This window comes from Bradyrhizobium sp. SZCCHNR1017, from assembly GCF_032381375.1.
Lineage (GTDB): Bacteria > Pseudomonadota > Alphaproteobacteria > Rhizobiales > Xanthobacteraceae > Bradyrhizobium.
Genome location: NZ_JAUHIR010000018.1, coordinates 28,430 through 49,294, shown reverse-complemented (window position 1 = coordinate 49,294; position 20,865 = coordinate 28,430). Strand labels below are relative to the sequence as shown.

Genomic DNA, 20,865 nt, shown 5'->3' with positions numbered 1-20,865 from the left:
CGAGACAGCCATGAGCACGACGCCGATCTGGATCAAGGACCCGCTCGCCATTCTCGCCGAGGGTGCTGCGCGCGGTGTCGTCGTCAAGGACGGCCGCATCGCCGAGCTGGTGCCTGCCGGGGCCGAGCCGGCCACCGCTGATGCGGCGATCTATGATGCCAGCGGGCATGTCGTGATCCCCGGGCTGATCAACACCCATCATCACTTCTACCAGACGCTGACGCGCGCGCTGCCGGCTGCGATGGACCGCGAGCTGTTCCCCTGGCTGAAGGCGCTCTATCCGATCTGGGCAAAGCTGACGCCGGAGGCACTGGATGCGGCGGTCACGGTTGCGATGGCCGAGCTGATGCTGTCCGGCTGCACGACGACGACCGATCATCACTACGTGTTTCCGGCCGGCCTCGAGGACGCGGTCGGCATCGAGGTGGCGGCTGCGAAGCGGCTGGGCATTCGAGTGCTATTGACCCGCGGCTCGATGAACCTGTCCGAGCGCGACGGCGGACTGCCGCCGGACAGTGTGGTGCAGGACGAGGATACGATCCTCGCCGACAGCGAGCGCGTGGTCGCGACCTATCACGAGCGCGGGCCGGATGCGATGGTGCAGATCGCGCTGGCGCCGTGCTCGCCGTTTTCGGTCACGGGATCGCTGATGCAGAAGACGGCCGATCTCGCCGACAAGCTCGACGTGCGGCTGCATACCCATCTCGCGGAGACCGAGGACGAGAACCGCTTCTGCGAGGCGATGTTCGGCTGCCGTCCGCTCGACTATCTGGAGAAGCATGGCTGGCTCGGACCGCGAACCTGGCTGGCGCACGGCATCTTCTTCAATGCCGAGGAGATGAAACGGCTCGGCAAGGCCAAGACCGCGATCACTCACTGCGCCTGCTCGAACCAGTTGCTCGCATCCGGCTGCTGCCCGGTGTGCGAGATGGAGGAGGCGGGCGTCGGGATCGGCCTCGGCGTCGACGGCTCGGCGTCGAACGACGGCTCAAACCTGATGCAGGAGGTGCGTGCCGCGTTCCTGCTGCAGCGGGCGCGCTACGGCGTTGGCCGGATCAGCCACAAGGATGCGCTGCGCTGGGCGACGAAGGGCTCGGCCGCCTGCGTCGGCCGGCCGGAGCTCGGCGAGATCGCGGTCGGCAAGGCCGCCGACCTCGCGCTGTTCAAGCTCGACGAGCTGCGCTTCTCGGGTTCAGGGGATCCGATCGCGGCGCTGGTGCTGTGCGGCGCGCATCGCGCCGACCGCGTGATGGTCGGCGGCCGCTGGACCGTGATCGACGGCGCCATTCCGGGGCTGGACGTCGGCGGGCTGATCGATCGGCACAGCGCGGCCGCCAAGGCCATGCGGGGAGGGTGAAGCGCGCAGCGTTGGAAAATATCCGCTCGAGAACTCCCCCCGACGTGTGGGGGGAGTTCTTGCCGGGTGCTGCGTCTACTTGCCCGGCACCTTGTCGTCGACGCCCTTGACGTAGAAGTTCATGCCGAGGATCTGGCCGTCGGCGAGATGGTCGCCGCCCTTGCACTCGATCTCCTTGCCGTCCTGGCCGAGCACCGGGCACTTGAACGGGTGCAGCTTGCCGGCGGTGATCGCGGCCTGGGTCTCCTCGGCCAGCTTCTTCACGTCATCGGGCATGTTGGTATAGGGCGCCATCTCGAACATCTTGGAATCGAGGCCGCCCCAGGTGTCCTCCGACTTCCAGGTGCCGTCGAGCTCGGCCTTGACGCGCGCGATGTAGTAGGGGCCCCAGGTGTCGAGGATCGAGGTGAGCTGCGCCTTGGGGCCGAACTTGATCATTTCGGAGTCCTGGCCGAAGGCGAGCTTGCCGCGCTCGGCTGCGATCTGCATGGCAGCCGGGCTGTCGGTGTGCTGCATGATGATGTCGGCGCCCTGGTCGATCAGTGCCTTGGCGGCGTCGGCTTCCTTGCCCGGGTCGAACCAGGTGTTGGCCCAGATGATCTTGACCTTGATGTTCGGATTGACCGTCTGCGCGCCGATGATGGTGGCGTTGATGCCCGAAATGACCTCCGGGATCGGGAACGAGCCGATATAGCCGAGCACGCCGGCCTTCGACATCTTGCCGGCGATGATGCCCTGGATGTAGCGGCCCTGATACCAGCGCGCCGAATAGGTCGACATGTTCTTGTCGCGCTTGTATCCGGTGGCGTGCTCGAAATGCACGTTGGGATACTTCTTGGCGACCTTCAGGGTCGGATCCATGTAGCCGAACGAGGTCGTGAAGATCAGCTTGTTGCCGGCGCGGACCAACTGCTCGATGGCGCGCTCGGCGTCCGGGCCTTCCGGTACGTTCTCCAGATAGGTCGTCTCGATCTTGTCACCGAGCTCCTTCACCAGCGCCTGGCGCGCGAGCTCATGCTGATAGGTCCAGCCGAGGTCGCCGATCGGTCCGAGATAGATGAAGCCGACCTTCAGCTTGTCGGCGGCGTGCGCCACGCCGGCAATGCTTCCCGCCAGCACCAGCGCGGCGGCAGCCCCCAGAAGCCTTTTCATCATCGTCCATGCCTCCAAACAATCCGGGGAAAACCTCGTGCGCCAGAGCACCGCGCCCCATCGCTGGCGCTCCGGATGATTGGTTCAGCGATCCGGCACGAACACCGTCCCCAGCGCTGCCGGCGCGGTGGAGCCGCCGGTGCGGGCGCGCGACAGCAGCACCAGAACGATCACGGTGGCGAGGTACGGCAGCGCCGACATGAACTGCGAGGGGATGCCGACGCCGGCGCCCTGCGCATGCAGCTGCAGGATCGTCACCGCACCGAACAGGTAGGCGCCGATGACAAGGCGGCCCGGTCGCCAGGATGCGAACACGACCAGCGCCAGCGCGATCCAGCCGCGCCCCGCGGTCATGCCGGGGATGAAGAACGGCGTATAAGCCAGCGGCAGATAGGCGCCGGCGAGCCCGGCGCAGCCGCCGCCGAACAGCACCGCGAGCAAACGGATGCGCAGCACGGGATAGCCGAGCGCGTGGGCGGAGACATGGTTGTCGCCGCAGGCGCGCAGCACCAGGCCGGCACGGGTGCGGTACAGGAACCACCAGACGGCGATGATCAAGACGAGCGACAGATAGACGAACGCATCCTCGCCGAACGCGATACGGCCGACCAGCGGGATGTCGCTGAGGCCGGGAATGGAAAGGTGCGGCGCGGTGCTGATGCGTTCGCCGACAAAGCGCGCGCCGATCAGGCCGGACAGACCGGTGCCGAGAATGGTCAGCGCGAGGCCCGTCGCCACCTGGTTCACGGCGAGGCCGAGGGTCATGAACGCGAAGATCAGCGACATCAGCATGCCGGCGACGATGCCGCACAGCGCGCCGACGATGATCGAGCCGGACAGCCAGGCCCCGCCGAAGCCGCAGGCCGCGCCGACGATCATCATGCCCTCGACGCCGAGGTTGAGGACGCCCGAGCGCTCGGTGACCAGCTCGCCGGTGGCCGCCAGCAGCAGCGGCGTCGATGCGGCGAGCACCGACAGGATGATTGCTTCAACCAGCACCACTTTGCACCTGCCGCGCGGCGAAGACGAGCTTGAAACGGTAGAGGATGAGCGAGTCGCAGGCGAGCACGTAGAACAGCAGGATGCCCTGGAACACCTTGGTCACATCGAGCGGAATCTTCATCGTGATCTGGGCCTGCTCGCCGCCAATGAACGTCAATGCGAGAAAAAGCCCTGCAATGAATATTCCAACCGGATTGAGCCGTCCGAGGAAGGCCACGATGATCGCGGTGAAGCCATAGCCCGGCGAGATGCCAGGCTGCAGATGTCCGATGGGTCCCGCCACCTCGATGATCCCTGCGAGACCGGCCAATGCGCCCGACACGGCGAACGTCAGAAGGATGAGCTGGTTCGCATTGAAGCCGCCGAACCGTGCCGCACGCGGCGCCACGCCCACGACTCGGATCTCGAACCCCTTGATGGTGCGCTCGAGCAGCACGAAGGCGCCGGCAACAACAATCAGTGCGATGATGCTGCCGAGATGCAGGCGTCCGCCCTCGATCAGCACCGGCACGGTGGCGACCGGATCGAACTCCGCCGTGGTGGGGAAGTTGAAGCCGGCGGGATCGCGCCAGGGGCCGCGAACGAGATAGTCGAGCAGGAGATCGGCGACATAGACCAGCATCAGGCTGATGAGGATCTCGCTGGCGCCGAACTTGACGCGGCACAGCGCCGGGATCAGCGCATAGAGCGCGCCGGCTGCGGCGCCTGCGACCAGCATCGCCGGCAGCACCCAGTGTCCCGCTTCGGTGCCTTGCGTCTTCACCGCGATCCAGCTGCCGGCAACGGCCCCGATCAGGAACTGGCCCTCGGCGCCGATGTTCCAGGCGTTGGCGAGGTAGCACAGCGACAGGCCGATCGCGATCATCACCAGCGGCGTGGCCTTCACCGCGATCTCCTGCAGCGAATACCCGTCGGTGAGCGGCGCGATGAAGTAGACGCCGAGCGCAGTGATCGGGTTCTTACCGAGCACGGCGAACAGCACGCTCATGGTGACGAGCGTCAGCCCGATCGCGATCAGCGGCGAAACCAGCGCAATGATGCGCGAGCGCTCGGCGCGCTTCTCAAGCACGAGCTGCATGCGCGGCCTCCTTCTCGATGCTGGCGCCGCCCATCAACAGGCCGAGCTTTTCGCGCGTCGCCTCCGCGCGTGGCAGCGCCTTCGAAAGCTGCCCGTGAAACATCACGGCGATGCGGTCGGCGATCTCGATGAGTTCGTCGAGGTCCTGGCTGGTCACGAGGACGGCAGCGCCCGCGCTGGCGAGATCGATCAGCGCCTGGCGGATGATCGCGGCGGCGCCGGCGTCGACGCCCCAGGTCGGCTGGTTGACGACCAGCACCGCCGGCGTGCGCAGGATCTCGCGGCCGACGACGAACTTCTGCAGATTGCCGCCGGACAGGCTCGCCGCTTCCGGATCGCGCTTCGCCTTGCGGACATCGAATGTCTCGGTGGTGCGATCGACGGTCCGCAGCGTCGCTGCCGCGTTGATGAAGCCGTGCCGGACCATGTCGCTGGCCGCGTGTCCCGTCAGCAGCGCATTCTCCGACAGCTTCATCCGCGGGGCGGTGCCGTGCCCCAGCCGCTCCTCCGGCACGAAGGCGGCTCCCATCTTGCGTCGCTGGCTGATCGAGAGATTGCCGCAAGCGAGGCCCTCGATGATGATCGTGCCGGGCTCTTTGACGAGGCGTTCGCCGGACAGCGCAGCAAATAGCTCGTCCTGGCCGTTGCCGGCGACACCGGCAATGCCGAGGATCTCGCCGCCCTTCAGCTCGAAGGAAATGTTCTTGAGGCCCACGCCATGCAGCTCGCTGGGGGCGAGGGTGAGATCATTGACGACCAGGCGCGGCACGGTGGTGCGTCGCTCGGCCGGCGGCTTCACTTCCTTGATCTCGGTCCCCACCATCATGCGGGCCAGCGAGGCAGCCGTCTCCAGCTTCGGATTGCAGGTCGCGACCTTCCTGCCGCTGCGCAGGATGGTGGCGGTGTCGCACAGCCGCTTCACCTCCTCGAGCTTGTGGCTGATGTAGAGGATGGCGCGGCCTTCTGCTTTCAGTCGCTCCAGCACGACGAACAGCTGGTCGGCCTCCTGCGGCGTCAACACGGCGGTGGGCTCGTCCAGGATGAGGAATTTCGGACTCTGCATCAGCGCCCGCACGATCTCGATGCGCTGCCGCTCGCCGACCGACAATTGCCAGACCTCGCGCTTCGGATCGAGCGGCAGTCCGTAGTCGCGCGCGACGTCCGCGAGCCGCGCTGACATGGACTTGAATGGCTCTTTGCCGTCGAGCCCGAGCGCCACGTTCTCAGCCACGGTGAGGTTGTCGAACAGGGAGAAATGCTGAAACACCATGCCGATGCCGAGAGATCGAGCCTCGGCCGGGCCGGACAGCTTGATGGGCACACCCTGCCAGCGCAACTCACCGGCGCTCGGCTGCACCAGTCCGTAGATCGTCTTCACCAGCGTCGACTTGCCGGCACCGTTCTCGCCGAGCAAGGCGTGAATCTCGCGTGGCCGGATCTCGATGTCGATCTCGTCGTTGGCAAGGAAGTCGCCATAGCGCTTGGTCAACCCGATCGTCTGCAGGAGCGGAGGCGTAGGGTTCGGATCGGCCGGCGCGGGTTCAGGCATTTGCTGCGTCGTGGGCAGGGGAACGAAGATGCCTCAATTGTGATCTAATTTGCCGCGGCGCGTAAGAGGCGAAAAGCGCCATCCTCTGCCCAACTCTTGTCCAAGCGCCCATCGCGCGGCGATCGGCGAATGCAGCGCGCCCTTGGTTGCAAGCAGCGTACGCTGCAATCAGCCGTGATCGATAAAGCTCTGTGGCACTATTGAGACACTGGCCGGAAATCGATCCGCCGCGGCAAGCTGCACGTTGGATGAGCAGCGTCATCCAATACGCGTCAGGGGCGCGCTTGCGCCCAGGCTTGCTCGCGAAAGCGCGCGGAAGGCCACGCGGGGGCTTTCGGAAAAACTTCTGCAATGTGAAGCGGCAAGATCGGAATTTGGGAGCATCGCGGCCGCGGCCAATCGTCCCATGTTCAGGCCTGCGTCTGCTGTCGTCGCTGCTGCAATACGGCGGAACCTTGATCAAACTGCGGGCAAGTCCTGGAGAAAGTTGAGGCTTCTCCAGCCGGTGGAACGGCGCAACTGTGCATGCAAGTCGGGAATCGGCGCTTGTCAACTGGGGGTGTTCTGAATGTCGTTACGTCACACAATCGCAGCGGCCGTCGCGCTGGGCGCGGTAGCGCTTAGCTCAGTCGGTGTCGCAGGGGCTGCCGACCTGCCCGCCAAGGCGATCGCGAAGAAGGCTCCGGCCGAGGTGCCATTCTTCCTCGTCGTCGACAATCGCGTCAGCTACTCCTACATCTTCGATGCCAGCCAGCCTGGTGCATGGAGCGTCAACGGCAACGGCACGTTCAACGCCAAGACCGCCAAGCAGGTCTATTCGTTCACCCATTTCGACGTCTGGGGTTACGGCACCAACTTCTTCACGATCTCGCTGTTCAAGTCGGACCACAACGACCCGGCGGGGCCCTGCACGCAGACCGGCGGCATCGTCTCGCCCAACGCGGGCTTCGCGTTCACGCCGGCGAGCTGCGCCGGTGCGACCGAGATCTACGGCCTGTTCCGCTCGACCTTCGGCTGGAACCAGATCTTCAACACCAAGGCCTTCACGGTGGGGCCGCTGCAGAACATCTCGTTCGAAGTGGGCATGGATGCCAATACCGAGAACCGCTACTTCGGCGCGGCCAAGCGTGACGTCGTCGCCGGTCTGCAGTTCGCGTTCAACCTGCCTTACAAGGGCTACTTCAACGTCGCTCCCTTGATGTACTGGGAGTTCGCCAACCACAACTCGTTCTCGCAGTGCGGCGCCGGCTGGTCGAACCCCTGCATCTCCGACGGCAACACCTCGTTCAAGCCAACCTGGGCGGTCGAGACCAACTACTACATGGATCTCGGTTTCCTGCCTGAGAGCATGCAGTTCTTCTCGATCTCGGGTCGCGCCGGCTGGTATGGCAAGAAGGGCACCGATACCGAGCCGCTCCCGGCCAGCGTCGCGAACGGCGTCTATCCGACCAAGGTCGAGTTCAATTCCGAGCCGATCCGCCTGACCTTCGATGCGTCGAAGGCGATGTGGGGTGAGAAGCAGAGCCACATGATCGACGTCTGGGTGGCCTATCGCTACTGGCAGAACAAGTTCGGCCTCGACCACAACAACGCGGTCGGCTGTTCCGTCGCCGGTGTCGGCGGCACCCGCGTCGCCACGGGCGCCTGCACCGAATCGTCGCTCTACTCGGGCGTGACCGTGAAGTTCTGACATCGATCGAGCCACGCGAGCAGGCGCCGCGCCTCCGGTCGCGGCGCCTGCTTCAGTTGTCCCAGACGCCGTCATGTAGTGCCGCGGCTTCCTCCTCCAGCAGGGGGCCGACGATTTCGGTCGCGCGCTGGCCGCTCGCGAACACGTCGCGGCAGGGCAGGTCGAGCGTCGGATTCTCCGGATGATTGCCGGTGATGCCGCGCAGCCGCCGCTCACCGAGGCCGTAGACCACGCGTCCGATGCCGGCCCAATAGATGGCGCCCGCGCACATCGCGCACGGCTCTGCCGACGAATACAGCGTGGCCGCCGCCCTGATCTCGGGCGCTATCGAAATGCAGGCCTGGGTCGCAACCAGCCGCTCGGCATGGGCCGTGGCGTCATGAGCTGGCATGTAGCCGTTCTCGGCCTCGATCAGAACGCGGCCGTCGGCAGCGATCAGCACCGCTCCGAATGGATGATTGCCGTTGGATGTCGCGCGGCGGGCGATGGCGAAGCTGTGCCGCAGGAAATGTGTGTCCCGGTCTTGGGCGCCGGCTTGCCTCCGTCCGTCTCTCGCCTGATCTCTCGGCGCCATCATCACTCTGCTCCGTTGCGGATCGGGCGATCCTGCTCCGGCGCGACGACGCGCGCAAGCGCGCCAAGGGAACCGATGCGCCGCAGCTCGCGTTGCCCGGCGCACGAGCGCAAAGAGAGAATAGGCAGGCGACATGGCGGCAAACGCGGATTCCAAGGTTGCCGTCTATGCCGCGCTTGCCGGCAATCTGCTCGTGGCCTGCACCAAGACCGCCGCGGCGGTGTGGACCGGCAGCTCGGCCATGACGAGCGAGGCGATCCACTCCGCCGTCGACACCTCGAACGAACTGCTGCTGCTCTACGGCTTTCATCGCGCAAGCCGTCCGCCCGACCAGCGGCATCCGCTCGGCCATGGCCGTGAGCTCTATTTCTGGAGCTTCATCGTTGCGCTGCTGCTGTTCGCGCTTGGCGCCGGCGTCTCGCTGTACGAAGGCGTGGCGCACCTGATGCATCCGCTGCCGATCGAAGACCCGACGGTGAACTACATCGTGCTCGGGCTCTCCTTCGTGTTCGAGGCAGGCTCCTGGTGGGTGGCGGTGCGGCGGTTTCGCGCGGCTGCGCCGGGTCTCTCCTATCTCGAGGCGTTCAGGCGCAGCAAGGACCCGCCAGCCTTCATGGTCGTGTTCGAGGACAGCGCGGCACTGATCGGCATCGTGATTGCTGCTGCCGCGATGGCTGCGGCCGTCGCCTTCGATGAGCCGGCATGGGACGGCATCGGATCGATCCTGATCGGTGTGCTGCTTGCGGCGACCTCGATGGTGCTCGCGCGGGAGAGCAAGAGTCTCCTGATCGGCGAGCCGGCGGATCCGGAGCTGGCGCGTTCGATCCTCGACATCGCGCGCAAGAGGAAGGGCGTCAAGTCAGCCAATGGCCTGCTCACGGTGCAGCTGTCACCGCAGCATGTCGTTGTCGCGCTGAGCATCGAATTTGCGGACGATCAGCGCGCCGATGATATCGAGCGCGCCGTCGTTGCGATCGAGAGCGAGCTGAGGGCGCGGCATCCGATCGTCGCGGCGCTGTTCGTCAAGCCGCAGACCGGTGCGCGCTATCAGGAAATGCGCGAGAGCGTGCTCCAAAATGGCTCGACTCCGGCGTGAGATCCGCAGCTCAGCGATAGACGACGTCGCTTCGGGCAGACGAATGGCCGAGGCATGAGATGCCGGGTCGAACCGGAGCGGCGCGCCTCGTTCCTAAGGCTGCGTGCTCGCGGCCAACGGCGCACTCAGCAGCACGATCACCAGCAGTGCGGCCAACATCCAGAATGCGGCCGGCAGGCTGGTGGCTGCGGCGATGAAGCCGATGCCTGCGGGGCCCAGCAGCACGCCTGAGTAGCCTGCGGTGGTGACGGCCGCGACGGCCAGCCCGACCGGCATGGCGGTCTGCGCCCCGGCTCGGCGGAACAGCACCGGGACCAGGTTCGACGCGCCGAGGCCGATCAGCGCAAAGCCCGCCATGGCAGCAGCAACCCACGGAGCCGTGAGCAGCAGGACGAAGCCCGCGATGGCGATGGCGCCGCCCCCGAGCAACGTTGCGCGATCACCGATCCGTGCAACCACCGCGTCACCGACGAGGCGCCCTGCGGTCATTGCGATCGAGAACATGATGTAGCCCAGTCCGGCCTGCGCCGCCGGCAGGCGGCCGGAACCGACGAGCAGCAGCGCGCTCCAGTCGAGCATCGCGCCCTCGACCAGGAACATGATTGCGGCGAGTGCCGCCAGCAGCAGCACCGCGCCGTGCGGAAGCACGAGCAGAGGCCCCGATTGCGCGGGTTTGCTCGCCATCAGTCGCGGGGCAGCCACGATCATCGCGGCCAGGGCGAGGGCGCAGCAGGCGAGCGTGCCGAGCAGCGGCGCGACGTCGAATGCGAGCAGCGCCGTCATGACGCCGGAGCCCGCGAAGCCGCCGATGCTGAACTGGGCATGGAAACCCGACATCAGCGGACGCTCGCTCAGCCGCTCGACGTCGATCGCCTGGATGTTCACCGCGACGTCGAGCGAGCCCAGCGCCGCACCGAAGGCGAACAATGCGAGTGCGAGTGTCGCTGGCGTTGCTGCGATCGCCAGCAGCGGCAGGAACAGCGCGAGAGCGATGCCGCTGACGATGACGACCGGCTTGCTGCCATAATGGGCGCTCAGCAGTCCGGCGGCCAGCATCGATGCGACCGAGCCAACGCCGAGCGAGAGCAGGAGCAGCCCGAGCGTCGCATCATCGACGCCGAGCCGCTGTTTGGCAAACGGCACCAGCGGTGCCCAGCAGGCGATGCCGAAGCCGGCGACGAAGAAGGCCAGGCGGGTCGCGAGCCGCGCCCCGCTGTGATCAGAACTCATTTGGAAGATTCCTGACTTTCTGAAGGGCGCTGTCACCCCGGCGGGGCGGCCGTCATGATGGCGGCTCCCGCCCGTTTGAGCAGGGCGAGCCGGGCCGCCGGCGCATCATGCTCGACGGTGAGCTGGCTGATGGTCTTGGCGCCGGCGATACGGTGGGGGGCTCGGGTCTCGAGCTTCTCGTTGGTGACCATTGCGACGCTGACGCGGCTCAGCGACAGCAGGGTCCGCTTGAATGCTGCGTCAGCCGGATCAACCGCGCTGATGCCGCCTTGCGCCGATACAGCGCAGACGCCGATGAAGCAGCGGTCGATGTTCAAGCGCTGCACCTGCATGAGGGCGTCGGCGTCGACACAGCCGCCGACTGCGGGGTGAACGGAGCCGCCGATCATGATCAGCTGCAGGTCCTGCCGGTGCAGCACGGTTGCGGCAATGTCGATGGCGTTGGTTGCGACGGTGAGATCGAAATCATCGGGCAGGACCTCAGCGAGGGCGAGATTGGTGCTGCCACTATCGAGGAAGAGAAATTCGCCACGCGCGATGCCGCGGGCGGCCGTCCGGGCGAGCGCCAGCTTGCGGTCGCGATCTTGCCCGATCCGCGCCGCCATCGGTGTCATGCCGCCGGCGATCGGCAATGCGCCGCCATACACCCGGCGGCAGCGTCCTTCGGCGGCAAGCGCACGAAGATCGCGCCGGATGGCATCCTCGGAGACGCCGAATTCGTGGGCCAGGGCGGCCGCGACGACCGCGTGCCCCGCCGAGAGGCGGCCGGCGATCTGGTCGCGGCGCGCCAGTGGAAGGTCTGACATGCCCTCTTCATATCAGGCATAAACAAGAATAACAACGTGCATAATCGTGCATTGCGCAATTTGTTGTTTGCGCGGCCCGCGCGGCATGGCATTGCCAGATGTCGAAGTGATCGGGAGCAAGGTGTGACCGCCGTCTATTCGTCAGCAACGCCGGCCCTTGTCGCCGTCGACTGGGGGACATCCAGCTTCCGCGCCTGGCTGATGGCCGGAGATGGGACGGAGCTGGCCGAGAGCCGCGGTAGCGAGGGCATGCTGCATTGCGCGACATCAGGCTTCGCGCCGGTGCTGCGCGACCATCTGGCGAAGCTCGGCGCGCCGGCCGATGTTCCGGTGCTGATCTGCGGCATGGCCGGCGCGCGGCAAGGCTGGGTCGAGGCGCCTTATCTGCACACGCCCACCCGGCTGGAGGCGCTGCATGCCGGCGCGATTGGCGTCGACACGGAGGGCGACGTCAGGATTCTGCCGGGATTGGCGCAGGCGCGGGCGGATCAGCCGGACGTGATGCGCGGCGAGGAAACCCAGCTGCTCGGCGTCACCGAGCCGGACTTCACCGGGATCGTCTGCATTCCGGGCACCCACAGCAAATGGATCCGGATCGATGCCGGCGCTGTGATCGACTTTGCCACCTACATGACCGGCGAGCTGTTCGCGGTCGTCTCTCAACATAGCATTTTGATGCACGCCGTCGAACCGGAGGCCTCGGCCGTCGAGCACGACGCGGCGTTCCGCGAGAGCTTCGCAGCGTCGCTTGCCGCGCCGACGGCACTGACCAATGCGCTGTTCCGGCTGCGCGCAGCCCAGCTCCTCGGTTTTGAGCAGCGGTCCGATGGGGCTGCGAGGCTCTCCGGGCTTCTGATCGGCAGTGAGATCGCCGACGCTCGGGCGCGGTTTGGCGCCGAGCTTCCACTCCGGTTGATCGGAGCGGGCCGGCTCGGCCGGCTCTATCGCGCGGCGCTGGCCGCTGCTGGTTTCGACGTGAACGAATGTGATGCCGAACAGGCGTCCCGGCGCGGCCTGGTCAAGGCCGCGCGGCAGATCTGGGGAGCGCGTTTCCGACCATGACAAAGTCCGTTGCCTGGCCGCATGTCAAGCGGTCGCTGGTCGCGATCCTGCGCGGCATCAAGCCCGACGAGTCCGAGGCCATCGTCGATGTCCTGATCGAAGCCGGTTTCGAGCTGATCGAGGTTCCTCTTAACTCTCCGGAACCGTTCGTCTCGATCGAGCGTCTCGCCGCCCGGTTCGGCAAGGACTGCCTGATCGGTGCAGGGACGGTCGTCAATGCCGCAGATTGCGTGCGTGTCGCGGAGGCCGGCGGGCGTCTGATGGTCAGCCCCAACGTCGATGTCGAAGTGCTGGCGACGGCGCAGGCCTACGACATGGTCACCATGCCCGGGGTGTTCACGCCGACGGAGGCCTTTCTTGCTTTGCGTTGCGGCGCCTCGGCCCTGAAATACTTTCCGGCGTCGGTGCTTGGTCCGTCGGGGATTGCAGCGCAACTTGCCGTCCTGCCGAAAGGCGTCGTGGTCGGTGCCGTCGGCGGTGTGTCGGACAACAATCTCGCCTCCTATGCCGTAGCCGGTGTGCGAGCCTTCGGACTCGGCTCCAGCCTGTACAAGCCGGGGATGAGCGCGAGCGATGTGCGAGACACCGCGGTCGCTTCCGTGCGTGCCTATGACGATGCCATCGCAGCCACGGGCTGAGCAGATCACGCTCCATGACGGCTTCGTGACGCTGTCTTGAAACTGTCGTCAGAGCTCGGCGTTGGAAGGGAACCAATTGTCCGTGCTCGCAAGAGTCTTGGTCCGCGTCTCCGGAACGAGCGGCCCTTGAACGCAGCTTGCGCGCATGGACCGGCTACGAACAACCGGGAGCAAGCCGGACATGACCGAATCCGTCATCCGCTTCCTGATCGGCGGCGTCATCGTTTCGACATTCGCGATCATTGGCGATGTGTTGCGTCCGAAGAGCTTTGCCGGCCTGTTCGGAGCAGCGCCCTCGGTCGCGCTGGCGACGTTGGGCGTTGCGGTTGTCACGCATGATGCCGCCTATGCGGCGGTCCAGAGCCATTCGATGATGTTCGGCGCAGCCGCGCTCTGTCTCTATAGCATGACCGTGTGCCGGCTGCTGATGCGGCAGCATATGCGCGCATTGAGCGCGAGCCTGCTCGCAACGGCCGTGTGGCTGGTCGCAGCGCTGGGACTGCAGGCGGTCTTCTCCGGAGGGGCGTGATGCTGATCCGCATCTCGCCCTCGGCGCTGAAGGACGGCAGGTGGCATGAATACGTCATCCGCTTTGCGCTGGGCGGCGCCGCCACAGTCGCGACCGGGCTCATTGCCAAAGCCTTCGGTCCTGCGATCGGCGGCCTCTTCCTGGCATTGCCGGCGATCTTCTGTGCCAGCGTCACCCTGATCGAGGCGCACGAGATCAGGCGCAAGCGCCGTCAGGGATTGTCCGGCGAGCGGCGCGGACGCGAAGCAGCCGCACTCGACACCGCAGGTGCAGTGCTCGGCAGCCTCGGCATGCTGGCGTTCGCGGCCGTATTCTCGACGCTGGTTCAGTCAAGCGTCGCGACCGCCTTCGTCGCCGCAACGACGGCATGGCTCGTTGTCTCGGTGACAGCGTGGGCCATCCGGCGCAAGCTGCGCGTTGCGGCAACGACCCGCAAAGTTGCGGGCCGTTGCGATACGTCTCGGCCGCAGCCTCCGCTGGTCAGCTGGCGGCGGCGTTGATCTCCTGCGATTCGCCTTCTTCCGCAGACTGGGTGAATGCCTGCAGCGCCTCCGCCATCTGCATGCGGCCGCCGACGCCGGTGATGACGACGTCGACCATCGTGAACGACGAGTGGAAGTGGCCGTGGGCCTTGAGCTGCCCGACCGGCACGCCGTTGGCGGCGAGCGCCTCCGCATAGGCGACGCCCTCGTCGCGCAGCGGATCGAACTCGCAGGTGACGATGTAGGCCGGCGGCAGGCCCTGCAGCTTGCCCCGCAACGGCGACGCGCGCGGATCGGTGCGATCCGCCGGCGAGCAGTAGATGTCCCAGAACCAGTACATCAGGCCGCGCGTCAGGAAATAGCCGGCCGCGTTGTCGGTGTAGGACGGCCGATCGAAGCTGCAATCGGTCACCGGGCAGACCAGCAACTGTCCGCCGATGAGAGGCCCGCCGCGATCCCGCGCGAGTTGGCAAGTGACCGCAGCGATGTTTGCGCCGGCGCTCCAGCCGGCCACCAGCACCGGTCCGTCGCGTCCGCCGAGCTCGGCGGCGTGCTCGGCCACCCAGCGCGTCGCCGCATAGCCGTCCTCGGCCGCCGCCGGGAAGCGGTGCTCGGGCGCGTGGCGATAGCCGACGCTGACGAAGATCATGTTGGAGCGGCGGCACATGTCGCGGCAGAATGGATCGTCCGATTGCTCGTCGCCGAGCACCCAGCCGCCGCCATGGAAGTAGACGACGATCGGATGCGGCCCAGGCGTCGCCGGCCGATACAGCCGATAGGGCAGGGGACCGTCGGCGCCCTGCAATGTGCCATCCTTGACTTCGCCGACGGGACGTCCAGGCGGCCTCGTCGCGTTGAACTGCGCAACGAATTCGCGGGCGCCAGCGGCGCCCATCGATTCGATCGGCGGCAAGTTCATCTCGGCCAGCATGTTCAGCACCAGCCTGACATCCGGCTGCAGCCGCACGATCTCGCCGTCATTGCATTGGGACGCGCCGTTCGGACCTGACAGCTTGAAGCCGAGCATGCCGCGGCTGACGATTTCGTTGCAGATGCCGCGATAGGGGCCGACGCCGCCAGTATAGGGCATCAGGGTCTGCGGCTTGCCCGGCACGTTGGCACCGGTGTACCAGGTGTTGGCGAGCCGATGCAGCGTCACGGTCGCGCAGTCCGCCATGTGGCGTGCCCAGCCGGCCTGCGCAGTCTCCGTGGCCTCGATGGTCGTGAACCCGGCTTCGCGCAGGGCGACGAGACGATCGACGACCCAGTCGACATGCTGCTCGATCGAGACCGCCATGTTCGACAGCACCGATGGGCTGCCGGGACCCGTGATCAGGAACAGATTGGGAAAGTCTGCGACCGTGAGCCCGAGATAGGTTTGCGGTCCGTTGGCCCAGACATCCTCCAGCGATTTGCCGCCGCGCCCGGTGATCGGATGCACGGCGCGGATCGCACCGGTCATGGCATCGAAGCCGGTCGCGAACACGATGACGTCGATGTCGAAGCTGCGCCTGTCGGTCTTGATGCCATCAGCGGTGATGGATGTGATCGGCTCCTGGCGCAGATTGACCAGCGTGACATTGGGCCGGTTGAACGTCTGATAGTAGTTGGTGTCCAGGCACGGGCGCTTGGCGCCGAACGGATGGTCGTGAGGCGTGAGCGCGGCGGCGGTCTCGGGATCCTTGACGATCTCGTGGATCTTCTCGCGGATGAGGTCGGCGAGCAGCGCATTGCCGTCGGGGTCGACACCCTGGTCGGCCCAGAGCTGCGTCAGCATGCCGACGAGGTCGCCCGACGCCCACAGCTTCTCGAAACGTTCGCGGCGCTCGGCCTCGCTCAACGCCCAGCTGAAGTCGGTGGCCGGCGGGATCGGCACGCCAGCCATCGACCAGCGCGCCTGCTCGCGCAGCCCATTGCGATCCTCTGCGAGCTGCGCGGCGCGATCGGCCGGGAGCGGGCCGTTATGCGCCGGCAGTGCGAAGTTCGGTGTGCGCTGGAAAACCGTGAGCTGTGCTGCCTGCTCGGCGATGATCGGAATCGACTGGATGCCGGATGAGCCGGTGCCGATCACCGCGACGCGCTTGCCGCGGAGGTCGACACCGTCATGCGGCCAGCGGCTGGTGAAGTAGATCTCGCCCTTGAAGTCGTGCACGCCGTCGATCTCCGGCGGCTTCGGCTGCGACAGGCAGCCGGTCGCCATGATGTAGTGGCGGCAGGAGACGGCGGGGCCCTTGTCGGTCGTCAGCAGCCAGCGCTCCTTGGCGTCATCCCAGGAGGCGCCGAGCACGCGGGTGCCGAAGCGGATGTCGCGGCGCAGATCGTAGCGATCGGCGACGAAGCCGAGATAGCGCAGGATCTCCGGCTGGGTGGCGTATTTCTCCGACCATTGCCACGCCTTCTCGAGCTCGGGATCGAACGTGTAGCTGTAGTCGACGGTCTGGATGTCGCAGCGCGCGCCGGGATAGCGGTTCCAGTACCAGGTGCCGCCGACATCGTTGGCCGTATCCAGAGCCACGGTCGAGAAGCCCGCCTTGCGCAGGCGGTGCAGCAGGTAAAGTCCCGCAAATCCGGCACCCACGACGGCGACATCGACCGTCTGCGTTTCACCGCCCGACACCTCCGACGCGCGTGTCTCGACAACCCCGTCTGACATGCTGACCTCCCGATGATTTTGTGATTGGAAGAAAGGCTAGCTCTGCTCGCAGGGTTTGTCAGCAGCCAAAGCAGCGATCTGCGGTTGTTGCAGTGCGGGCCGTGCGGTGCGGCCGGTATGCCAGGCGCTGATTTTGCATCGCCGGTCAAAAGGCCGCGACGGAGTGGACAAGACCCTGAGAAAGCGACAGAAAGCGACCCTGCCGCGTCGCATTCACCAAGTTTCAACGCATCGCGACTGTAACAACCGCTACACTACGCCACATCCACGACTGAATCAGGCCAGGCCCATGCCGTTATCGCTTCCCAAGCAAAAGATCCGCGTTCTGCTCCTCGAGGGCGTGAACGACTCGGCCGTCCGCATGTTCGAGGCCAACGGCTATTCGGAAATCGAGCGGCTGCCGAAGGCGCTCGGTTCGGCGGAGTTGAAGCGTATGCTGTCGGGCGTGCACATGCTTGGCATTCGCTCGCGCACGCATCTCACCGCCGATGTGCTGCAGGCGGCCGACCGGCTGATGGTGGTCGGCTGCTTCTCCGTCGGCACCAACCAGGTCGATCTCGATGCCGCGAAGCGGCTCGGCATCCCCGTATTCAATGCGCCCTATTCGAACACCCGCAGCGTCGCCGAGCTGACGATCGCCGAGGTCGTGATGCTGATGCGCCGCATCTTCCCGCGCTCGGTGTCGGCGCACGCCGGCGGCTGGGACAAGTCGGCCAATGGCAGCCGAGAGGTGCGCGGCAAGACGCTCGGCATCATCGGCTATGGCAACATCGGCTCGCAGCTGTCGAACCTCGCCGAGGCCATGGGCATGCGGGTGATCTTCTTCGATCTCACCGACAAGCTCCGTCACGGCAACACCGAGCCGGTCGAGAGCCTCGACGAGCTGCTGGCGATGAGCGACGTCGTGTCGCTGCATGTCCCGGAGACGCCGGCGACCGCCAACATGATCGGCGAGCGCCAGATCCGTCACATGAAGGATGGGGCCTATCTGATCAACAATTCGCGCGGCACGGTGGTCGACATCGAGGCGCTGGCCAGCGCATTGCGCGAGGGCAAGCTCTCAGGCGCTGCCGTCGACGTGTTTCCGGTCGAACCGGCATCGAACGCCGATCCGTTCGTTTCGCCGCTGCAGGGCCTGCCCAACGTGATCCTGACCCCGCATGTCGGCGGCTCCACCGAGGAGGCGCAGGACCGCATCGGTGGCGAGGTTGCGCGCAAGCTGATCGACTATTCCGATGTCGGCTCGACCTTCGGCGCCGTGAACTTTCCGCAGGTGCAACTGCCGGCGCGCCCGACGGGCACGCGCTTCATCCACGTTCATCGCAACGTGCCCGGCGTGCTGCGCCAGGTCAACGAGGCGGTGTCGCGGCACAACATCAACATCCTCGCGCAATATCTGCAGACCGATCCCGAGGTCGGCTATGTCGTGCTCGAGACCGACGTGGTCGGCGGTGAGGGCGAGGCGCTGCTGTCGGAGCTGCGCGCGGTGGAGGGCACGATCCGCGTTCGCGTCCTGTACGATCACGACCGGCCCTGAGGCTGTGGAGGCTGCCGCGCGATGACCGGCTCGTCTGCATCGTCTTCAGCCTCGTCCGTCGTTCTCAGCACGACGGTGCCGGCGCGCGTGCTGCGCCATGATCCGCAATATGGCATGTCGACGTTGTTCTTCGCCGACGGCGAGTTGCGCGTTCCGATGGTCGACGCCGCGATCGACGCCGGCGTCTCCGTGACCATCGAGGCCCGCGATGTGTCGATCGCGCTGTCGCGGCCGATGGATGTTTCGATCACCAACCGGCTGCCCGGCCGGATCGAGGAGATCCTGCCGCTCGATCCGCCCTATGTGCGCGTGACGTTCGATCTCGGTGCGACGAAGCTGCACGCCTTGGTCACGCTGGAGTCCGTCGAGCGGCTGGCGTTGGAGCCGGATCTGTCGGCCTGGGCGATGATCAAGAGCGTCGCGATCGGGCCCGGCGCGGTTCGGCCTTCGGAGCTGCCTCGGCCGCGCCGCTGGCCCGCTTCTGATAGCGGGGATCGGTAGCCTTCTGCAGCTCAGCGAGCGCCGCGGCGGTGGCCGTGCGGGTGCGCCGTTCCATCGAGCGATACAGCGCGATCAGCCGCTCGCCGAACGGCGTGATCTCGGCGCCGCCGCCCCGTCGCCCCGGATGAGTCTCGAACACCGGCGTCTCGAAGGTGCGGTTGAGCGCATCGACCATCAGCCAGCATTTGCGGTAGGAGATGCCGCTCGCGCGCGCGGCGCCGAGGATCGAGCGCTCCCGGCGGATGAAGTCGATCAGCAGCAGATCTTCGGGCGACAGACTTCCGCCGTTGCCGAAAGTGATGGTCAATGCGATCTGAGCTTCGCGCTTCATCCTATTCCGATCCGCTCGCGTTGTGAGCCGATCATGTCACGCGGGCTTCGCGCTGTCACCATGCGGCCGGACCACGCCTCGATCCAGCCGGGACGGCGCGCGACATCGACCGGGACGCATTCGGCGAACACGCCGGCGAAGCGCGTCCATGTCTCCATCATCGCGGGCGATACCGCCGTGATGATCGGAAGCCCGGCTGACATCGCCGAGCCGAAGGCGTCGGCGAGGCCTCCTCCCGCCGCCTCCTGCTTGCCGAACTTGCTGAGGATCACGACATCCGTGCCACGCGCGATCGACTGCTGCACGGCGGCGCAGGCCAGCACCAATCCTTCGGGATCGAGATTGCAGGCCTGCGATCCCGGGCCGAGATCCTGCGAGATCGAGAACACGCGGTGGTCGTCGAGGCTGCGCAGCATCATGGCCTTGCACGGCCTGGTCTTGTCGGCGCTGCTCTCGATCACGCCGGAGACGCGCAGCCCGATGCCTGCGAGCCGCGTGGCGAGCTCATCGAGCAGCTCCTGGATGACGGTGGACGCAGCGCCCTGCAGCGCCACGATCTGACACGTCCCGACCTCAGCGACACCCATGGCAGTCCTCCTCACACGTTGGCGGAGACGCGGCCCGCCTTCCGACCGGTTTGCATGATCGCGTGGACCGCCGAGACGACGCTCGCGGCGATCGATCGCCCGCGGTCGTCCATGCCGGTCCATGCGGCGTGGCGGCCGCGCGGATCGATCTCCAGCAGCTTGACGTTGGCCGGCACGCGCAAACCGTCGCGCGCGATGCCGCGCAGTGCGCCATCGAGCGGCGCCAGCACCGGCGTGCCGCCGAGCGAGCCGAGCTGCAGTCCCTTGTAGACGCGGGTGCCGATGTCGAGCGGCGTATGCCAGACGGCGTCCTGATTGGAATAGACGAAGCGCTCGCGGCCGGCGCCGCCGAGCGCGCGCGCCTTGCCGTCCGCGTCGCGCGTGGTGCCGTGCGCCACGATCGCGCCGGTCTCGCAAGGATGCGTCTCGATCGCGATGTCGCAATTGTGCCCGACCGCAAAGCGCGGTCCGATGCCGACGGCGATGCCGGCAACGCCGCGCAGATCCGGCGTGGCCAGATGCTTCTGCATCCGTGCGTCGACGATGACCGCGGGATAGCGGAACGCGATGATGTCGGTGAGATGCATCCCGGTGACGGCGACCTGGCTGGGCTCGCGATGAATGCGCACGACGTCCGCGATGCCCTCGGCCCGGCAGCCGACCACGCCGTCGATGTCGCAGGCCTCGCCATACAGGACGTCGTGGAAGGCCATGCCGCGTCGGATCACCGGCGGAAAGGCGTCGTGACAGAGGACGAGCGCGAAGCGCTCATGGTTGAGCTTGGCCGCGATCGCGGAGGCGATCTCGTTGGTGCCCAGCACCAGCGCGAGCGGCTTGGGCGCGTTCGGATGCCAAGTGACGGCGGCGGCTTTCATGCTGATGACCTCGTGTTGCGAGATCGAATGAGCAAGCCGCGGGCCAGATCGTTGCGCGCCGATCAACATGTTCATTGCATTGAGGAAAAGCAGGCAGTCTTGGTTCGTCTGATGCAAAGCTGTATTGTTTGAGATA

General features: G+C 66.3%; 20 protein-coding genes. 9 read left to right on the top strand and 11 right to left on the bottom strand.

Features of this window, described 5'->3' with window-relative positions; all coding sequences use genetic code 11:
• Positions 1-10 precede the first annotated feature (10 nt).
• Positions 11-1,357: an 8-oxoguanine deaminase gene (locus QW863_RS30755; RefSeq protein ID WP_315717791.1), complete on the top strand. Its 1,347-nt coding sequence runs from the start codon at positions 11-13 to the stop codon at positions 1,355-1,357.
• Positions 1,358-1,432: 75 nt separating this feature from the next.
• On the opposite strand, the gene QW863_RS30750 is transcribed toward QW863_RS30755, so the two are convergent.
• The 4 genes from QW863_RS30750 to QW863_RS30735 form a co-directional block, all read right to left on the bottom strand.
• Positions 1,433-2,512: a BMP family ABC transporter substrate-binding protein gene (locus tag QW863_RS30750; protein ID WP_315717790.1), complete on the bottom strand. Its 1,080-nt coding sequence runs from the start codon at positions 2,510-2,512 to the stop codon at positions 1,433-1,435.
• Positions 2,513-2,593: 81 nt separating this feature from the next.
• Positions 2,594-3,511, bottom strand: coding sequence for an ABC transporter permease (locus tag QW863_RS30745; RefSeq protein WP_315717789.1), 918 nt, complete (start codon positions 3,509-3,511; stop codon positions 2,594-2,596).
• Positions 3,498-4,589, bottom strand: a complete 1,092-nt coding sequence (locus QW863_RS30740) for an ABC transporter permease (RefSeq protein ID WP_315717788.1) — start codon at positions 4,587-4,589, stop codon at positions 3,498-3,500. Before QW863_RS30740 ends, QW863_RS30745 begins: the two co-directional genes overlap by 14 nt.
• On the bottom strand, positions 4,573-6,138 hold the full coding sequence (locus QW863_RS30735; RefSeq protein ID WP_315717787.1) for an ABC transporter ATP-binding protein: 1,566 nt from the start codon (positions 6,136-6,138) through the stop codon (positions 4,573-4,575). Before QW863_RS30735 ends, QW863_RS30740 begins: the two co-directional genes overlap by 17 nt.
• Positions 6,139-6,706: 568 nt before the next feature.
• Here QW863_RS30735 and QW863_RS30730 point away from each other — a divergent pair.
• On the top strand, positions 6,707-7,828 hold the full coding sequence (locus QW863_RS30730) for a hypothetical protein (protein ID WP_315717786.1): 1,122 nt from the start codon (positions 6,707-6,709) through the stop codon (positions 7,826-7,828).
• 52 nt (positions 7,829-7,880) lie between these two features.
• Here the strand turns inward: QW863_RS30730 and QW863_RS30725 are convergent, their stop codons facing one another.
• On the bottom strand, positions 7,881-8,405 hold the full coding sequence (locus tag QW863_RS30725) for a nucleoside deaminase (RefSeq protein ID WP_315717785.1): 525 nt from the start codon (positions 8,403-8,405) through the stop codon (positions 7,881-7,883).
• Between the two features lie 130 nt (positions 8,406-8,535).
• Between QW863_RS30725 and QW863_RS30720 the strand changes: the two genes are divergently transcribed.
• Complete coding sequence (locus tag QW863_RS30720; RefSeq protein WP_315717784.1) at positions 8,536-9,498, top strand: cation diffusion facilitator family transporter; 963 nt, start codon at positions 8,536-8,538, stop codon at positions 9,496-9,498.
• A gap of 93 nt (positions 9,499-9,591) precedes the next feature.
• Here the strand turns inward: QW863_RS30720 and QW863_RS30715 are convergent, their stop codons facing one another.
• The gene (locus QW863_RS30715; RefSeq protein WP_315717783.1) at positions 9,592-10,728 is read right to left on the bottom strand and encodes an MFS transporter; all 1,137 of its coding nucleotides are present in this window, start codon (positions 10,726-10,728) and stop codon (positions 9,592-9,594) included.
• Between the two features lie 32 nt (positions 10,729-10,760).
• Positions 10,761-11,534, bottom strand: coding sequence for a DeoR/GlpR family DNA-binding transcription regulator (locus QW863_RS30710; protein ID WP_315717782.1), 774 nt, complete (start codon positions 11,532-11,534; stop codon positions 10,761-10,763).
• Between the two features lie 123 nt (positions 11,535-11,657).
• Between QW863_RS30710 and QW863_RS30705 the strand changes: the two genes are divergently transcribed.
• The 4 genes from QW863_RS30705 to QW863_RS30690 all read left to right on the top strand — a co-directional run bounded on the left by QW863_RS30705 (position 11,658) and on the right by QW863_RS30690 (position 14,263).
• Positions 11,658-12,596 carry a 2-dehydro-3-deoxygalactonokinase gene (locus QW863_RS30705; protein ID WP_315717781.1) on the top strand — a complete coding sequence of 313 codons (939 nt, stop codon included), beginning with the start codon at positions 11,658-11,660 and terminating at the stop codon, positions 12,594-12,596.
• A complete protein-coding gene (locus QW863_RS30700; protein ID WP_315717780.1) occupies positions 12,593-13,234 on the top strand; it encodes a 2-dehydro-3-deoxy-6-phosphogalactonate aldolase in 642 nt (213 codons plus the stop codon). The genes QW863_RS30705 and QW863_RS30700 overlap by 4 nt, the downstream gene beginning before the upstream one ends.
• A 181-nt stretch (positions 13,235-13,415) precedes the next feature.
• Positions 13,416-13,763, top strand: a complete 348-nt coding sequence (locus QW863_RS30695; RefSeq protein ID WP_315717779.1) for a DUF3147 family protein — start codon at positions 13,416-13,418, stop codon at positions 13,761-13,763.
• Positions 13,763-14,263: a DUF3147 family protein gene (locus QW863_RS30690; RefSeq protein WP_315717778.1), complete on the top strand. Its 501-nt coding sequence runs from the start codon at positions 13,763-13,765 to the stop codon at positions 14,261-14,263. The genes QW863_RS30695 and QW863_RS30690 overlap by 1 nt, the downstream gene beginning before the upstream one ends.
• Here QW863_RS30690 and QW863_RS30685 read toward each other — a convergent pair.
• Positions 14,244-16,898 (bottom strand): flavin-containing monooxygenase, encoded by a 2,655-nt coding sequence (locus QW863_RS30685; protein ID WP_315717777.1) that lies wholly within the window; start codon positions 16,896-16,898, stop codon positions 14,244-14,246. The genes QW863_RS30690 and QW863_RS30685 overlap by 20 nt on opposite strands.
• 289 nt (positions 16,899-17,187) lie before the next feature.
• On the opposite strand from QW863_RS30685, the gene serA reads away from it, so the two are divergent.
• Together serA and QW863_RS30675 are read left to right on the top strand one after the other, a co-directional pair.
• Positions 17,188-18,435: a phosphoglycerate dehydrogenase gene (gene serA, locus QW863_RS30680; protein WP_315717776.1), complete on the top strand. Its 1,248-nt coding sequence runs from the start codon at positions 17,188-17,190 to the stop codon at positions 18,433-18,435.
• A 21-nt stretch (positions 18,436-18,456) separates the two neighbouring features.
• On the top strand, positions 18,457-18,936 hold the full coding sequence (locus QW863_RS30675) for a TOBE domain-containing protein (RefSeq protein WP_315717775.1): 480 nt from the start codon (positions 18,457-18,459) through the stop codon (positions 18,934-18,936).
• On the opposite strand, the gene QW863_RS30670 is transcribed toward QW863_RS30675, so the two are convergent.
• The 3 genes from QW863_RS30670 to QW863_RS30660 are packed head-to-tail and all read right to left on the bottom strand — an operon-like array spanning position 18,845 to position 20,729.
• Positions 18,845-19,267 (bottom strand): LysR family transcriptional regulator, encoded by a 423-nt coding sequence (locus tag QW863_RS30670; RefSeq protein WP_315717774.1) that lies wholly within the window; start codon positions 19,265-19,267, stop codon positions 18,845-18,847. The genes QW863_RS30675 and QW863_RS30670 overlap by 92 nt on opposite strands.
• The gene (locus QW863_RS30665; RefSeq protein ID WP_315717772.1) at positions 19,264-19,854 is read right to left on the bottom strand and encodes a DUF2478 domain-containing protein; all 591 of its coding nucleotides are present in this window, start codon (positions 19,852-19,854) and stop codon (positions 19,264-19,266) included. The genes QW863_RS30670 and QW863_RS30665 overlap by 4 nt, the downstream gene beginning before the upstream one ends.
• Before the next feature lie 11 nt (positions 19,855-19,865).
• Positions 19,866-20,729: a xanthine dehydrogenase gene (locus QW863_RS30660; protein ID WP_315717771.1), complete on the bottom strand. Its 864-nt coding sequence runs from the start codon at positions 20,727-20,729 to the stop codon at positions 19,866-19,868.
• Positions 20,730-20,865 lie beyond the last annotated feature (136 nt).

Coding starts and splice junctions, on each gene's coding strand:
- QW863_RS30755 (WP_315717791.1), top strand. CDS start 11: ATGAGCACGACGCCGATCTGGATCAAGGACCCGCTCGCCATTCTCGCC.
- QW863_RS30750 (WP_315717790.1), bottom strand. CDS start 2,512: ATGATGAAAAGGCTTCTGGGGGCTGCCGCCGCGCTGGTGCTGGCGGGA.
- QW863_RS30740 (WP_315717788.1), bottom strand. CDS start 4,589: ATGCAGCTCGTGCTTGAGAAGCGCGCCGAGCGCTCGCGCATCATTGCG.
- QW863_RS30735 (WP_315717787.1), bottom strand. CDS start 6,138: ATGCCTGAACCCGCGCCGGCCGATCCGAACCCTACGCCTCCGCTCCTG.
- QW863_RS30730 (WP_315717786.1), top strand. CDS start 6,707: ATGTCGTTACGTCACACAATCGCAGCGGCCGTCGCGCTGGGCGCGGTA.
- QW863_RS30725 (WP_315717785.1), bottom strand. CDS start 8,405: ATGATGGCGCCGAGAGATCAGGCGAGAGACGGACGGAGGCAAGCCGGC.
- QW863_RS30720 (WP_315717784.1), top strand. CDS start 8,536: ATGGCGGCAAACGCGGATTCCAAGGTTGCCGTCTATGCCGCGCTTGCC.
- QW863_RS30715 (WP_315717783.1), bottom strand. CDS start 10,728: ATGAGTTCTGATCACAGCGGGGCGCGGCTCGCGACCCGCCTGGCCTTC.
- QW863_RS30710 (WP_315717782.1), bottom strand. CDS start 11,534: ATGTCAGACCTTCCACTGGCGCGCCGCGACCAGATCGCCGGCCGCCTC.
- QW863_RS30700 (WP_315717780.1), top strand. CDS start 12,593: ATGACAAAGTCCGTTGCCTGGCCGCATGTCAAGCGGTCGCTGGTCGCG.
- QW863_RS30695 (WP_315717779.1), top strand. CDS start 13,416: ATGACCGAATCCGTCATCCGCTTCCTGATCGGCGGCGTCATCGTTTCG.
- QW863_RS30690 (WP_315717778.1), top strand. CDS start 13,763: ATGCTGATCCGCATCTCGCCCTCGGCGCTGAAGGACGGCAGGTGGCAT.
- QW863_RS30685 (WP_315717777.1), bottom strand. CDS start 16,898: ATGTCAGACGGGGTTGTCGAGACACGCGCGTCGGAGGTGTCGGGCGGT.
- serA (WP_315717776.1), top strand. CDS start 17,188: ATGCCGTTATCGCTTCCCAAGCAAAAGATCCGCGTTCTGCTCCTCGAG.
- QW863_RS30675 (WP_315717775.1), top strand. CDS start 18,457: ATGACCGGCTCGTCTGCATCGTCTTCAGCCTCGTCCGTCGTTCTCAGC.
- QW863_RS30670 (WP_315717774.1), bottom strand. CDS start 19,267: ATGAAGCGCGAAGCTCAGATCGCATTGACCATCACTTTCGGCAACGGC.
- QW863_RS30665 (WP_315717772.1), bottom strand. CDS start 19,854: ATGGGTGTCGCTGAGGTCGGGACGTGTCAGATCGTGGCGCTGCAGGGC.
- QW863_RS30660 (WP_315717771.1), bottom strand. CDS start 20,729: ATGAAAGCCGCCGCCGTCACTTGGCATCCGAACGCGCCCAAGCCGCTC.